Here is a 14,481-nt window from a genome sequence, read left to right as displayed (position 1 = left end):
AGGTGCGCTTACCTTACCACGGCTTCACCACGGTTTCTGCTGGCTGGATTCGTGCAGCAACTGCGCGTAGAGCTGGTGCCGGCGCTCGGAAATGGCGCCGGATGCCACCGCCGCCAGCACGCCGCAGCCCGGCTCGTTCACGTGGTGGCAGTTGTAGAAGCGGCACGCGGTCAGCAGCGGCCGGAATTCCGGGAAGGCGCGTTCGAGCATGCCCTCGCTGAGGTGGTAGAGGCCAAATTCCTGGAAGCCCGGCGAATCGATCAGCGCCCCCTGGCGGCCATCCACGGTACCCCAGTCGTCCGGCAGGTGGTAGAGCCGGGTAAAGGTGGTGGTGTGCTTGCCGGAATCCAGCTTGGCCGAGATCTCGCGGGTCTGCGCATCCACGCCGGGGATCAGCAGGTTCAGCAGCGACGACTTGCCCATGCCCGACTGGCCGATCAGGATGCTGGCCAGTCCCGCCAGGCGCGGCTTGAGCGCGGCCAGCGCATGCGCCGGATCGGCGCGCACCGACAGTTCCAGCGTGTCGTAGCCCAGCTCGCGGTACAGCGCCAGGCGGCCCCGCGCTTCTTCCAGGCGCTCGGGCAGGTCGGTCTTGTTGAGCACGACCAGCGGCCGGATCTCCAGCGCCTCCGCCGATACCAGCGCGCGCCCGAGCAGGTCTTCGGAGAATCCCGGTTCGGTCGCCAGCACGATGATGACCTGGTCGATATTGGCCGCCAGCAGCTTGGACTTGAACTGGTCCGAGCGGTGCAGCAGGTTCTTGCGCGCCGCGACCCTGGTGATCACGCACTGGTCGGCGGCGGCGCGCTCGACGCTGACCTGGTCGCCCACAGCGCAGTCGCTCTTCTTGCCGCGCGGGAAGGCATGCATGCGGCTGCCGTCGCCCAGCTCGACCACATAGTGGCGGCCGTGTGCAGCGATGATCAGCGCGGTTTCGGTCGAGCTGCCGGCGTTGGTGCCGCCGCCGGCATTGCGGTGACGCGTGGCGCGGCTCATGCGTGCGCCAGCAGGCGGTCGATCCGCTGCGCGGCGGGCGGATGCGAGTAATAGAAGGCGCTGTAGAGCGGGTCGGGCGTCAGCGTCGAGGCGTTGTCCTTGTACAGTTTCACCAGTGCCGATACGAGGTGGCCGGCGTCGGTCTGGTCGGCGGCGAAGGCATCGGCCTCGAATTCATGGCGGCGCGACGACTGGCTCGCCAGCGGCCCCAGCAGGAAGGTGAAGACCGGCAGCGTCAGGAAGAACAGCACCAGCGCCAGCGCGCTGTTGGACACGCCCAGGTTGGGCACCACGCCCAGCCCGGTGTAGAACCAGCTGCGCGTGGCCAGCCAGCCCAGCAGCGCCAGGAACACCAGGCTCAGCGCGAAGGTGACGGCGATGCGCTTGGCCACGTGGCGGCGCTTGAAGTGGCCCAGCTCGTGCGCCAGCACCGCTTCGATCTCGTCGCCCGACAGGCGCGACAGCAGCGTGTCGAAGAAGACGATGCGCTTGGCGGCGCCGAAGCCGGTGAAGTACGCATTGCCGTGCGCGCTGCGCTTGCTGCCGTCCATCACGAACAGCCCCTTGCTGGCAAAGCCGCAGCGCTGCATCAGGCTTTCGATGCGCTGGCGCAGCGATGCGTCGGTGAGCGGCTCGAACTTGTTGAACAGCGGCGCGATAAAGGTGGGGAACACCACCAGCAGGAACAGGTTGAAGGCCATCCACACCAGCCAGGTCCAGACCCACCACAGCGAGCCGGCGCGCTCCATCAGCCACAGCACCGCCAGCAGCAGCGGCAGGCCGAGCGCGCTGGCCACCAGCAGCATCTTGACCACATCGGCCAGCCACAGGCCGAAGGTCATCTTGTTGAAGCCGAAGCGCTGCTCGATGCCGAACTGGCCATACAGCGAGAACGGCAGGTCGACCAGGCCGCCGATCAGCGCCACGCTGGCCACCAGCGCCACGCCGTAGAGATAGCCGGGGCCGAAGACGTCCAGCCAGGACTGGTTGAGCCACTGCAGCCCGCCCAGCATGGTAAAGCCGATCAGGACCGCGGCGCCGGCCAGCACTTCGAGCATCGACAGCCGGGTGCGGGCGATGGTGTAGTCCGCGGCCTTCTGGTGCGAGGCCAGGCTGATGGTGTCGGCAAAGCGCGCCGGCACGGCATGGCGGTGCTGCGCGACATGGCGCACCTGGCGGGCGGCCAGCCACAGCTTGGTCAGCACCATCAGCACCAGGGCGGCGAGAAAGACAATCGTGAACATCGGCAAGCGCCTTGTGGGTGCGGGCGCCCGGCGTTGCAGGCGACGGGTGCCCGTGGGGACCGCGCCGCGGGGTGGGGCAGGCGGCGGTCCGGGACTTCCGAAAACGGCGCCGCGCTGGTGCGCAGGCAGCCGTCCCGGACGGATATGCGAGAATTATAAATTGTTCGCGCCCGGCCCCGCCGCGCGCGCTTCCCCCAAATCCCTATCTCCCGCTGTCCCGATGACAAGCCAAGCCGCCGCCAAATCCGTCAAAAGCGAAAACAACCTGATCTGGCTGGACATGGAAATGACCGGCTTGCAGCCGGATACCGACCGCATCATCGAAATTGCGATCGTGATCACCGACTCCGAACTCAATATCCTGGCCGAAGGCCCGGTGCTGGTGATCCACCAGAGCGATGCCGTGCTGAACGGCATGGATAACTGGAACAAGGGCACCCATGGCCGCTCGGGCCTGATCGACAAGGTCAAGGCTTCCACGCTGACCGAAGAGCAGGCCGAGGCCGAGCTGCTGGCCTTCCTCAAGCGCTGGGTGCCGGCCGGCAAGTCGCCGATGTGCGGCAACTCGATCTGCCAGGACCGCCGCTTCATGGCGCGCTACATGCCCAAGCTGGAGGCGTTCTTCCACTACCGCAACCTGGACGTGTCGACGCTGAAGGAACTGTGCAAGCGCTGGGAGCCGGCCATCCACAAGGGCTTCGTCAAGCGCCAGCTGCACACGGCGCTGGCCGACATCCTGGAGTCGGTCGAGGAACTGCGCTACTACCGCACGCACTTCATCCGCCACGCTGCGCCCGGCGCGGCACCGTCTGCCGAGGCACCGGCCGCCGGCACGCCGGCGCAGTAAGCCGGACGCCCCACAAGCCCACCACCATTCCCGGCGCGCCGTCCCTTGCAGGCGGCGCGCTGCCCGCCCGCCTGCCCATGTTAGAGCGCATCGTCTCCATCATCACGCCGGTCATCCTGATCATCCTGGTCGGGTGGCTGTACGGGCGCAAGGCCCACCCTGACATGGCGGGCATCAACCGCGCCACGCTGGACGTGATCGCGCCGCTGCTGGTGGTGTCGGCCTTCGTCAGCAAGGACTTCGTGCTCGCCGACCAGCTGGTGCTGCTGGCTTGCGCGGTGGCGGTGGTGCTGGGCTCGGGCGTGCTGGCGTGGGGGCTGGCGCGGTGGATGAAGGCCGATCCGCGCACCTTCGTGCCACCGATGATGTTCAACAACTGCGGCAACATGGGTTTGCCGCTGTCCGTGTTCGCTTTCGGCCCCGCCGGGCTGGCGCCCGCGGTGGCGCTGTTCGCGGCGTCGAACCTGATGCACTTCACCATCGGCATGAAGATCGTCAACCGCCATGCGTCGCTGGCGCAGATCGCGCGCAACCCCATGGTGCTGGCCACCGTGGCGGGTGTGGCGCTGGCGCTGGCGCGGCCCTGGTTCACGCTGCCGGATCCGGTCTACCAGTCGGTCAAGCTGCTGGGCGATGCCACCGTGCCGCTGATGCTGTTTGCACTGGGCGTGCGCATGAAGGACGTGAGCCTGCGCAACTGGGGCATGGGGCTGGTCGGCGCGGCGGCATGCCCGCTGACTGGCATCGCAGTGGCGCTGGCGCTGGCGCAGTGGGTGCCGCTGACCGAACTGCAGCGCGGGCTGCTCTTCGTGTTTGCGGCGCTGCCCCCGGCGGTGCTGAACTTCCTGGTGGCGGACCACTTCCGGCAGGAACCGGACCAGGTGGCGTCGATCGTGCTCCTCGGCAATATCGCCGCGGTGGTGTTCGTGCCGGTGGGGCTGTACCTGGGCCTGCGCTAAGGCAGGAAGCCCGCGCGGCGCGTGCCGGCGGGCGAGGGGGCCGACCGGGGCGGTCAGGCCGACGGTTTGGTCCGCACGGCGTTCTTGGGGCGCCAGGCCTTGACGATGGCCTCGTTGGTTTCCATGTAGGGCCCGCCGATCAGGTCGATGCAATACGGCACCGCGGCGAAGATACCTTGCACCACCGGCTTGCCGTCGGCGTCGCGCAGGCCTTCCAGGGTCTCGCGGATCGCGCGCGGCTGGCCAGGCAGATTGATGATCAGCGCGGCGCGGCTGGCGGTTTCGCGCACTACCGCCACCTGGCGCGAGAGGATCGCGGTCGGCACGAAATGCAGGCTGACCTGGCGCATCTGCTCGCCAAAGCCCGGCATTTCCTTGGTGCCCACGGCCAGCGTGGCCTCGGGCGTCACGTCGCGGCGCGCCGGGCCGGTGCCGCCGGTGGTCAGCACCAGGTCGCAGCCGGCAACGTCGACCAGCTCGATCAGCGTGCGCGAGATCTGCGCCTGTTCGTCGGGGATCAGGCGCTCCACCGCCTGCCAGGGCGAGGTCAGCGTGCGCCCGAACCACTCGCGCAGCGCCGGGATGCCTTCGTCCTGGTAGGTGCCGGCCGAGGCGCGGTCCGAGATCGAAACAAAGCCCACAACGAGTTCGTCGGGATGGTTGCGGACAACCGGCTGCGTAGTCTGGGTCATGCGTCGGGCTCCGGGGTAGGGGAGGGTTCCTCGGCGGCGCCGGCCTTGCCGTCCTTCAGGTCCAGCGCCGTCTTGATCGCCTGGAACAGCTCGCGGAAATAGCGCGGCGGCTTGCTCAGCTCTTTTTCCTTGCGCGCATTGCGGATGGTGTTGCGCAGCGCCTGCACGTCGATGCCGGGATGCTCGGCCAGGAAACGCGTCAGCGCTGCGTCGTCGGCCAGCAGCAGCTCGCGCCAGCGCTCGATCAGATGCATGCGGGCGGTCTCGGCCTTGCTGGTGCCCTTGAAGCCCTCCAGCGCTTGCCGGATCACCTCGACCTCGTCGTCCTCGAGGCCGCGCATGATCTTGCCCACGAACTGCATCTGACGGCGCTTGCCTTCGTGGCTGTTGATGCGGCGCGCCTGGTGGATGGCGTCGGCGAGCGCTTCGGGCATGGGCACGCGCGCCAGGCGGTCCTTGGCCAGCGCTTCAAGTTCGGCGCCAAGGTCCTGCAGGGCGGTCATGTCGCGCTTGCGCTGCGATTTGCTTTTCGGCTCGTCGTCTTCCGGTTCGGGCGCAAAGCCTCCGGGAAAGCGCGAGCCTTGGGGGTTACGGGAATTTCGCGTCATGCCCGGCATTTTATCTTGCTATGATTGCCGCTTGGACTTTTGATGACACCCCGCCCAGCATGGACCAGATCGCCGAACAGACCGCGCATTTCACCTACACCCAGGCCCAGCTCAGCGAGATGGCCGCCGATGTGCTGCGGGTGGCACGCGAACTGGGGGCGACCGATGCCGCCACCGAGATCTCGGAAGGCAGCGGCCTGTCCGTGTCGGTGCGCAAGGGGCAGGTGGAAACCATCGAGCAGAACCGCGACAAGGTGGTTGGGGTCACGGTGATGATCGGCAAGCGCCGCGGCAACGCCAGCACCTCGGATTTCTCTCCGGCCGCGCTGCGCGCCACCGCCGAGGCGGCCTACAACATCGCCCGCTTCACCGCCGAGGATGACTGCGCCGGCCTGGCCGAAGAAGAACTGCTGGAGCGCGCGCCGCAGGACCTGGACCTGTTCCACCCGTGGGCGCTGGACGCCGAAGCCGCCATCGACATCGCCGCCCGCGCCGAGGCCGCCGCCTTTGCGGTCTCTCCGCGCATCCGCAACAGCGACGGCGCCAGCGTCTCGGCCCAGCATTCGCAGTTTGTGCTGGCGACCACGCGCGGCTTCAGCGGCGGCTATCCGTATTCGCGCCATTTCATCTCGTGCGCGCCGATCGCCGGCAGCGGCAGCGGCATGCAGCGCGATGACTGGTATTCGTCCAAGCGCTCGCCGCTGGCGCTGGCCGCGCCCGAGGACATCGGCCGCTACGCCGCCGAGCGCGCGCTGGCGCGGCTGCAGGCGCGCAAGCTGTCGACGCGCCGCTGCCCGGTGCTGTTCGAGGCGCCGCTGGCCGCGGGGCTGCTGGGCGCCTTCGTGCAGGCGGTGTCGGGCGGCGCGCTGTACCGCAAGTCCACCTTCCTGTGCGATTCGCTGGGCCAGGCCGTGTTCGCGCCGCATATCCAGATCCATGAGCAGCCGCACACGCCCGGGGCCATGGGCAGCGCCCCGTTCGATGAGGAAGGCGTGCGTACCCGCGAGCGCGACGTGGTCAAGGACGGGGTGGTGCAGGGCTATTTCCTGTCGACCTACTCGGCGCGCAAGCTCGGCATGCAGACCACCGGCAATGCCGGCGGCTCGCACAACCTGACGCTGTCAAGCAACCTGACCCAGCCCGGCGATGACTTCCCCGCGATGCTGCGCAAGCTTGGCACCGGCCTGCTGGTGACCGAGCTGATGGGCCAGGGCGTCAACTACGTCACCGGCGATTATTCGCGCGGCGCGTCGGGCTACTGGGTCGAGAACGGCGTGATCCAGTACCCGGTCGAGGAAATCACCATCGCCGGCAACATGGCCGAGATGTTCCGCCAGATCGTCGCCATCGGCGCGGATGCGCTGGTGCGCGGCACCAAGGAAACCGGTTCGATCCTGCTTGAGCAGATGACGATTGCCGGCAACTGAGCAGCGCGTCAGTCAAATAAAAAAGCAGGCATCGCCTGCTTTTTTATTTCCGGTCAGGATTCCTCCGACGGCGGCCGCTCATACGTGACGAAGGCATAGTCAAAGCCATTCGCTGCCGAATGATGGGTCTCGCGCGCGGTTTCCAGCCATTGCGTGCGGTCGATCTCGGGGAAGAAGGCGTCGCCTTCCACATCGGCGTCGATCTCGGTCACCACCAGCCGGTCCGCGCTCGGCATGGCCTCGGCATACAGCTGCGCGCCGCCGATCAGGAAGATTTGCTCCACGCCCACGCAGAGGCGCTGCGCGTCTTCCAGCGACGAAGCGACCTCAGCGCCCTCGATGCGCAGGTCGGGATTACGGCTGACCACGATATTGCGGCGCCCCGGCAGCGGGCGGCCGATCGAATCCCAGGTCTTGCGCCCCATGATCACGGGCGCGCCCATGGTGGTGCGCTTGAAGTGCGCCAGGTCTTCCGGCAGGCGCCACGGCAGCGTGTTGTCGCGGCCGATGGTGCCGTTGCGGGCGCGCGCTACAACCAAGGTCAGCAGCGTCATACGGCCACCGGTGCCTTGATGGCGGGATGCGACTGGTAGCCGGCGAGTTCGAAGTCTTCGTAGCGGTAGTCGAAGATGCTGTCGGGCTGGCGCAGGATCTTCAGCTGCGGCAGCGGCAGCGGCGCGCGCGCCAGCTGGGTCTGCACCTGCTCGAAGTGGTTGTTGTACAGGTGGCAGTCGCCGCCGGTCCAGATGAAGTCGCCCACTTCCAGCCCGGTCTGCTGCGCCATCATGTGGGTCAGCAGCGCATAGCTGGCGATATTGAACGGCACGCCCAGGAAAATGTCGGCGCTGCGCTGGTACAGCTGGCACGAGAGCCGGCCGTCGGCCACGTAGAACTGGAAGAACGCATGGCAGGGCGGCAGCTTCATGCGCGGGATGTCGGCCACGTTCCAGGCTGAAACGATCAGGCGGCGTGAATCCGGGTTGGCGCGGATCTGCGCCACCAGTTCGGTGATCTGGTCGATATGGCGGCCGTCCGGCGCCGGCCACGAACGCCATTGCGAGCCATAGACCGGGCCCAGTTCGCCGTTCTGGTCGGCCCACTCGTCCCAGATGGTGACGCCATGCTCCTGCAGCCAGCGCACATTGGTCGAGCCCTGCAGGAACCACAGCAGTTCATAGATGATCGACTTCAAATGCAGCTTCTTGGTGGTGACCACCGGGAAGCCTTCGCGCAGGTCGAAGCGCATCTGGTAGCCGAACACCGAGCGCGTGCCGGTGCCGGTGCGGTCGGCCTTGTCGGTGCCATGCTCGTAAACATGGCGCATGAAGTCGAGGTACTGTTTCATCGGCGCGGGGCGGGATGGAAGAGGTGGCGCGGGCGCCTGCGCCCGCGAAGCTGGCATTTTAAAGCAAGACGGGCCGCCCCTCCGGGCGGCCCGTCTTTTACGGCAAGGCCAGGGCCCAGGGCCCTGGCGCCGGGGCAGGCTTAGTGGCTGCCGGCCGGCTGCTCCTGCTGCTGCCCGCGGCGTTTCTGCACCAGGTAGCCGGCGCCCAGCACGCCGCCGACGATCAGCACGTACAGGCCCCAGTTAACCACCGGGTTGGCTTCGAAGAACGCCTTGATCATCGGCTCGTGCACGATCATCTTGACCGCCGTGAACGCCAGCACGCCGGCACCCAGGTAGATGATGACCGGGAAGCGGGCCATCAGCTTGAGCACCAGGCTCGAGCCCCACACCACGATGGGGATGCTGATCAGCAGGCCCAGCACCACCAGCAGGAAGCTGCCGTGCGCGGCGCCGGCCACGGCCAGCACGTTGTCAACGCCCATCACCGCGTCGGCGATGATGATGGTCTTCATCGCGCCCCACAGCGTCGAGGCGCCGCTGCCATGCTCGTCGCCGTCGCCTTCGTCGGACAGCAGCTTGTAGGCAATCCACACCAGCGCCAGGCCGCCCACCAGCATCAGCCCCGGGATCTTCAGCAGCCAGACCACGCCGATCGTCATGGCCGAGCGGACCACCACGGCACCCACGGTACCCCAGACGATGGCCTTTTTCTGCAGGTGGGCGGGCAGGTTGCGCGCCGCCAGCGCGATCACGATGGCATTGTCGCCGGCCAGCACCAGGTCAATGACGACGATGGACAGCAGTGCCGTCAGGAACTGCATCGTGAACAGATCGGTAAACCACTCCATGAACTCTCCTCAGGGTACGAAACAGCGCGGGGCGCGTGTTGGGTTCGCCTGGATTCCTGGAGCACGGGAGGGTTGGGGCCGCCTTTGCAAACCATGGAAACCAGGTTGCAAAGGTCTTGCTCGACCACTGGCGCGGTATGCGCACCGGTGGTCAGCACAACCGGGGACATCGGTCCCGGAATGACGATTGTGCTAAGGGCTTGCGCCCCGGAGCTACTCCCCTTTGAGGGACGCGACCCCTTCCGGGGACGCGCTGGGCGGGATTATAAACGAACTCGAAGGGACATGCCCCATAAGGAAAGATACTGACTCAAGTTCGTCGAGGTGCCGTAATCGGCTCGCTGTGGCGGCCATGGGGCTGCGCGATCCGCCGGATCGGCCTATCCTTGAGGTTCGGCTCCGACCGATGCGTCGCGGACAGCACAGGCGGGCATTGCGGAGACCGGCGCGCCTGACATGCACAGCGCGGCCTTGGGGAATACGCAGTGAAGCAGTGCCCATTTGCGACCACACAAGGAAAACGACATGCCGGCTGTCCCGAACCCGCCGAACCCGCCCTCACACCACAAAGCCCCGCAGACACCCCTCCCGCCCCTGAACCACCATAACGGCCACGCTGCGGCGCCGCCCGCGCTGGTGGCGCTGGCCAATGGCCGCGCCCAGCGCCAGCCGGAGTTCGTGCAGCAATACCGGGAAGACAGTGGCGCATTGCGCGAGCAGGTGCTGTCCGGCCTGCGCGCGGCGCAGGCGGCGATCAGTCCCAAGTTCTTCTACGATGTGCTGGGCTCGCGCCTGTTCGAAGCCATCACCGACCTGCCCGAGTACTACCCGACCCGCACCGAGGCCGCGATCTTTGCCAGCGCCGCGCCCGCCATCGCGGCGCGCGCGGGAAGCGGCTGCGTGCTGGTGGACCTGGGCGCGGGCAACTGCGAGAAGGCGGCACGGCTGTTCGGCAGCCTGCGCCCGGCGCAGTACGTGGCCGTGGATATCTCGGTAGACTTTCTGCGCGCCACGTTGTCGTCGCTGCAGCAGCAGCATCCTGACATCCCGATGCTGGGGCTGGGCGCCGACCTGTGCGCGCCGTTCGACCTGCCGGCCCAGGTCAGGCGCGGCAGACGCCTGTTCTTCTATCCGGGCTCGAGCATCGGCAATTTCGCGCCGGTGGAGGCCCTGGCGCTGCTGCAGCGCCTGCGCGGCGCGGCCGGGCGCGGCGACGGCGTGCTGATCGGCGTGGACCTGCACAAGGACGAAGCCACGCTGGTATCGGCGTATGACGATGCGCTGGGCGTCACCGCGGCCTTCAACCGCAACCTGCTGCGCAATGTGAACCGCATCGTCGGCACCGATTTCGCGCTGGACGACTGGCGCCACCTGGCCAGCTTCGATCGCCAGGCCTCGCGCATCCAGATGCACCTGCAGGCGTGCCGCGACGTGCGCGTGCAGTGGGACGGCGGCACGCGCGAGTTTGCCGCCGGCGAGCGCATCCATACCGAGGACTCGTACAAGTACCGCCCGGAGGACTTCGCGTTGCTGCTCGAAGCCGCCGGCTTTGACGACCCGGTGTACTGGTCCGACCCGCGCGGCTGGTTCGCGGTGTTCCACGCGCGCGGATGACCTGCGGCCTGCCGGGGCGGGTCCGGGTCCGGGTCCGAGCGGCGGGTAGTGTCATAATGGCCGCAGCCGGGCGTGGCGCGCCAAGTCCGCGGTGGTCCAGCGGCAGCTGGCTGCCGCCTGCCCGGATCGCTGCCGGTCCACCCTCCATTCCCTGCGCGGATTTCCCCGATGAGCGGCTTCCCCATGCTTCCCGATCTCTACTTCACCGGCGGCAAGGCGACGTGGTCGGACCCGCGCCGGCTGCCGCGCGAAGGGCTGGCGCAGGCACTGGTCGACGCGCGCAGCCGCACGCTCGCGTGGCTGGCGCCGTTCGGGCAGACGCGCCGCGCCTGGGACGTACCGCGCCAGTACGATGCCGAGCCGCCGCTGTGGACGCTCGGTCACGTCGCCTGGCATGCGGAGTGGTGGTGCCTGCGCGGCGTGCGCCAGCTCGACCGCGGCGGCGTGCCGGTGCCGGTGGCGTCGGAACCGTCGCTGCTGGACGGCGCCGATGAATGGTTCGACCCCGATCGCATCGGGCCAGACGAGCGCTGGGAGATCGCGCTGCCCGACGTCGCCGTGGTCAAGCGCTATGCCGCCGACGTGCTCGACGGCGTGCTGCGCCGGATCGCGCTGCTGCCCGACGACACCGACCTGACCCTGTACCCGTACCGCCGCGCGCTGCTGCATGAAGATGCGCAGGGCGAGAGCGTGGCCGCGCTGCTGCAGGCGCTTGGCATGGCGCCAGCGGAGGCCATCGGCGCCGCTGCGGCGCAGCCGGCCGGGCATGGCGGCACGCTGCATTTCCCGGGTGGACGCTTCACGCTGGGCTGGAGCGATGCCGACGGCTTTGCCTGGCCCGACGAACTGCCGCCGCAGCCGACCTACGTGCCCGCGTTCGAGATGGACATGGCGCTGGTCAGCAACGCGCAGTTCCTGGAGTTCGTCGAGGACGGCGGCTACGAGCATCCGGCGTGGTGGTCGTCGGCGGGGCGCCAATGGCTGATGACGCAGGAACGCTCGGCGCCGCGGTACTGGTCGCGCCATCCGGAATCGCGCGCGTGGATGCTGGAGCGCTTCGGCACGCTGCGCACGCTCAATCCCGACGAAGCCGTGCGCCATGTCACGCTGTACGAGGCGCAGGCGTGGTGCATCTGGGCCGGGCGGCGCCTGCCGGCGGAATCCGAATGGGAACTTGCCGCGACCCAGAACCGGGGCCTGCAGTGGGGCGCGCTGCGCGAGTGGACGGCCACGCCATACGAGCCGTATGCGGGCTTTGTTGCTGCGCCGTCCGAAGGCGGGATAGTGGGGCGCTTCGGCACGCACCAGGCGGTGCGCGGCGTCTCGTTTGCCAGCCCGGCGCGGCTGCGGCACGTGCGCGCGCGCTGGGCACGGCTGCCCGAGGACGACCTGTCCTTCATCGGCTTCCGCACCTGCGCGCTGTAGCACGGCGCGCACGGCAAAAAAAACAGGGCACCCGAGGGTGCCCTGTCTGCTGTCTGGCCGGTGCGCTCAGCGCACCGCGCGATCAACGCTCGTAGCGCGAGCGGCTGTTGCGGTTGCCGTTGCCATTGCCGCCGAAGCCGCCGCCAAAGCTGCGGTTGCCGTCACGGTTGCCGTCGCGGTTGCCGAAGCTGCGGCCTTCGCCGTTGCCGCGGTAGCCGCCGCCGGTGCCCCGGTTGGCGTCGCCGAAGCTGCGGGCGGCGCCGTCGCGGTTGCCGAAGCCGCCGCGGTTATCGTCGCCGAACGTGCGGCCGCCTTCACGGTTGCCGAAGCCACGGGCGCCGTCGCTGGCGCCGCGGTAGCCGGTGCCCTGGCCGCCCTGGCCACGGTAGCCGCCTTCACGGTTGCCGAAGCCGCCGCGGTTGTCGTCGCCAATTGGGCGCGCGCCTTCCGCACGGTTGCCGAAGCCACGGCTGTCGCCGCTGAACTTGCGCTCGCCGAAGCCGGTGCGGCTTTCGCCGCCGCCGAACTTGCGGTCGCCGAAGCTGCGCTCGCCGCCCCGGTAGCCGCCATTGCCGCCGCCGTTACCGCGGAAGTCGCCACGGCCGCCCGGCTTGCCGCCGAAGTTCGAACGCGGCTTGGGCGAACGGCGCGGCTCCAGGCCCTCGATTACCGAAGCGTCGATGCGCTGGTTGGTGAAGCGCTCGATGCGCTTCCACTGGAACATGTCGTTGTGGTTCACCAGGTTGATGGCGGTGCCCGAGCGGCCCGCGCGGCCGGTACGGCCGATGCGGTGCACGTAGTCCTCGGCCTGCTTGGGCAGGTCGAAGTTGACCACGTGGGTGATGTCGGGCACGTCGATGCCGCGCGCGGCCACGTCGGTGGCAACCAGCACACGCAGGTTGCCGCGGCGCAGCGCGGTCAGGGTGCGGTTGCGCGCGCCCTGGGTCATGTCGCCATGCAGCGCGCCGGCGGAGAAGCCGGTGTCGGACAGGCGCTCGGCCAGCGAATCGGCATCGCGCTTGGTCGCGGTGAAGACGATGGCCTGCTTGAGCGTTGCGTCGCGCAGCAGGTGGTCGAGCAGGCGCTCCTTGTGCGACATGTCGTCGGTGAAGTGCAGGCGCTGCTCGATATGGCTCTGGTCGGCGCGGGCCGCGGCGATCTCGATGCGTTGCGGATCCTTCAGCTGGCGCGAGGCCAGCTGGGCGATACGCGCATCCAGCGTGGCCGAGAACATCAGCGTCTGGCGCGAGGCCGGGGTGGCATTGACGATGGCGTCGATGTCGTCGGCAAAGCCCATGTCGAGCATGCGGTCGGCTTCGTCGAACACCAGCATCTGCAGCGCCGACAGGTCGATGCGGCCGGCATCGATATGGTCGAGCAGGCGGCCCGGCGTGGCCACCAGGATGTCAGGCATCTTGGCCAGCGCGGCCAGCTGCTTGGGGTAGGGCATGCCGCCCAGGATGCTGGCGCAGACGATGCGGCGCAGGTTGCGGCCGTACTTGGCGGCGGCCTCGGTCACCTGCAGCGCCAGTTCGCGCGTCGGCGTCAGCACCAGCAGCGCCGGCTGGGCCGGCGACGGGCGCGGGCGCTTGCCCTTCATGCGCTTGGCGGGCTCGGTGGCGCGCTGCGGCGCCGGCATTTCGCTGATGCGCTGGATCGCGGGCAGCATGAACGCCGCCGTCTTGCCCGAGCCGGTCTGGCTCGAGACCAGCAGGTCGCGGCCGGCGATGAAGGCCGGGATGGCCTGGGCCTGCACCGGCGTGGGCGTGTTGTAGTTCAGTTCGGAGAGTGCGCGCAGGATGGCCGGATCGAGGCCAAGCGCGGCGAAACCGCTTTCCACGGCCGGGGCTTCCACTGCCGGGCTGGGGTTGAGCAGGGCGTCGAGCTTGTCGAGCGGGCTCTGGGCAGCGTCGGAAGTGATCGAAGCGTCGGTCGCGGAGGCAATAGCTTGCTCCGCACGAATGTCGTGCTGGGTCATGTCGGAATGGTCAAATAAATGCATGGCACCCCGGAACGCAGAATGGGGTGGGCGCAGTGCAAAGTCTTAAAAAGGCTTCGGCGCCAATCGGTGAGGCCGTTACGACAGACACAGCTGGCAGTACGGCGGCAGGCAGGGTGGTGGCTGGTTTCCGCGGAGCGGTCCGGCCGGGTCCCTGGCAGGCAAACAGCTCAGTTCAGGCTGTTCAACAGGATCGGAGACGAGGCGACGTCAGGTGAGCGGTGCGTTCTGCTGGGCGGCTGGGGCCAGATTGTGATGACTAGGCGTCCGGCAGCGAGGAAACAGAGCTTGGGAGGGCAGCGGATTCGCCGCGGCAGGAAGCCGGGCGTTTGGCGGATCTCACAGTTGCGAAACTCACGGCGCGGATTATAGCAGAGTGCCAGAATTTTGTTGCACTGCGAAAACGTAACCGGATATGTCAGCCGCCAGTCACCTGCCGTATCGGCTGGCCGGCCGCTGGTTGAAAGCGGAAAA

General features: G+C 68.2%; 13 protein-coding genes. 5 read left to right on the top strand and 8 right to left on the bottom strand.

The features are described from left to right. Positions 1-24: 24 nt before the first annotated feature. Both rsgA and ACOCMH_RS28245 read right to left on the bottom strand, forming a co-directional pair. Positions 25-996 carry a ribosome small subunit-dependent GTPase A gene (gene rsgA / locus ACOCMH_RS28250; RefSeq protein ID WP_427310567.1) on the bottom strand — a complete coding sequence of 324 codons (972 nt, stop codon included), beginning with the start codon at positions 994-996 and terminating at the stop codon, positions 25-27. Next, on the bottom strand, positions 993-2,240 hold the full coding sequence (locus ACOCMH_RS28245; RefSeq protein WP_427310565.1) for a M48 family metallopeptidase: 1,248 nt from the start codon (positions 2,238-2,240) through the stop codon (positions 993-995). The genes rsgA and ACOCMH_RS28245 overlap by 4 nt, the downstream gene beginning before the upstream one ends. 220 nt (positions 2,241-2,460) lie before the next feature. Here ACOCMH_RS28245 and orn point away from each other — a divergent pair, with 220 nt between their 5' ends. Together orn and ACOCMH_RS28235 are read left to right on the top strand one after the other, a co-directional pair. After that, positions 2,461-3,087, top strand: a complete 627-nt coding sequence (orn, locus tag ACOCMH_RS28240) for an oligoribonuclease (protein WP_427310563.1) — start codon at positions 2,461-2,463, stop codon at positions 3,085-3,087. A 77-nt stretch (positions 3,088-3,164) separates the two neighbouring features. After that, positions 3,165-4,046: an AEC family transporter gene (locus tag ACOCMH_RS28235; RefSeq protein WP_427310561.1), complete on the top strand. Its 882-nt coding sequence runs from the start codon at positions 3,165-3,167 to the stop codon at positions 4,044-4,046. A gap of 53 nt (positions 4,047-4,099) precedes the next feature. On the opposite strand, the gene mog is transcribed toward ACOCMH_RS28235, so the two are convergent. Next, the gene (gene mog, locus ACOCMH_RS28230) at positions 4,100-4,738 is read right to left on the bottom strand and encodes a molybdopterin adenylyltransferase (RefSeq protein ID WP_427310559.1); all 639 of its coding nucleotides are present in this window, start codon (positions 4,736-4,738) and stop codon (positions 4,100-4,102) included. Continuing rightward, positions 4,735-5,346: a ribosome biogenesis factor YjgA gene (gene yjgA, locus ACOCMH_RS28225; protein ID WP_427310557.1), complete on the bottom strand. Its 612-nt coding sequence runs from the start codon at positions 5,344-5,346 to the stop codon at positions 4,735-4,737. The genes mog and yjgA overlap by 4 nt, the downstream gene beginning before the upstream one ends. Positions 5,347-5,405: 59 nt before the next feature. Here yjgA and pmbA point away from each other — a divergent pair, with 59 nt between their 5' ends. Next, positions 5,406-6,773 carry a metalloprotease PmbA gene (gene pmbA / locus ACOCMH_RS28220; RefSeq protein ID WP_427310555.1) on the top strand — a complete coding sequence of 456 codons (1,368 nt, stop codon included), beginning with the start codon at positions 5,406-5,408 and terminating at the stop codon, positions 6,771-6,773. 53 nt (positions 6,774-6,826) lie between these two features. Here the strand turns inward: pmbA and ACOCMH_RS28215 are convergent, their stop codons facing one another. The 3 genes from ACOCMH_RS28215 to ACOCMH_RS28205 form a co-directional block, all read right to left on the bottom strand. Then, on the bottom strand, positions 6,827-7,327 hold the full coding sequence (locus ACOCMH_RS28215) for a dihydrofolate reductase (RefSeq protein WP_171515972.1): 501 nt from the start codon (positions 7,325-7,327) through the stop codon (positions 6,827-6,829). Continuing rightward, positions 7,324-8,118 carry a thymidylate synthase gene (locus ACOCMH_RS28210; protein WP_427310553.1) on the bottom strand — a complete coding sequence of 265 codons (795 nt, stop codon included), beginning with the start codon at positions 8,116-8,118 and terminating at the stop codon, positions 7,324-7,326. The genes ACOCMH_RS28215 and ACOCMH_RS28210 overlap by 4 nt, the downstream gene beginning before the upstream one ends. 140 nt (positions 8,119-8,258) lie before the next feature. Next, positions 8,259-8,969, bottom strand: a complete 711-nt coding sequence (locus ACOCMH_RS28205; protein ID WP_427310551.1) for a TerC family protein — start codon at positions 8,967-8,969, stop codon at positions 8,259-8,261. Positions 8,970-9,494: 525 nt separating this feature from the next. On the opposite strand from ACOCMH_RS28205, the gene egtD reads away from it, so the two are divergent. Both egtD and ACOCMH_RS28195 read left to right on the top strand, forming a co-directional pair. Further along, positions 9,495-10,583 (top strand): L-histidine N(alpha)-methyltransferase, encoded by a 1,089-nt coding sequence (gene egtD / locus ACOCMH_RS28200; RefSeq protein ID WP_427310549.1) that lies wholly within the window; start codon positions 9,495-9,497, stop codon positions 10,581-10,583. Positions 10,584-10,751: 168 nt separating this feature from the next. Further along, positions 10,752-12,008 (top strand): SUMF1/EgtB/PvdO family nonheme iron enzyme, encoded by a 1,257-nt coding sequence (locus tag ACOCMH_RS28195; protein ID WP_427310547.1) that lies wholly within the window; start codon positions 10,752-10,754, stop codon positions 12,006-12,008. Positions 12,009-12,090: 82 nt separating this feature from the next. Here the strand turns inward: ACOCMH_RS28195 and ACOCMH_RS28190 are convergent, their stop codons facing one another. Next, positions 12,091-13,986 (bottom strand): DEAD/DEAH box helicase, encoded by a 1,896-nt coding sequence (locus ACOCMH_RS28190; protein ID WP_427310545.1) that lies wholly within the window; start codon positions 13,984-13,986, stop codon positions 12,091-12,093. Between the last annotated feature and the right edge of the window lie 495 nt (positions 13,987-14,481).

The organism is Cupriavidus sp. H39, from assembly GCF_050271075.1.
GTDB lineage: Bacteria > Pseudomonadota > Gammaproteobacteria > Burkholderiales > Burkholderiaceae > Cupriavidus > Cupriavidus necator_B.
Note: the sequence above shows the minus strand (reverse complement) of the source record. Positions and strands in the feature narration are given on the sequence as shown.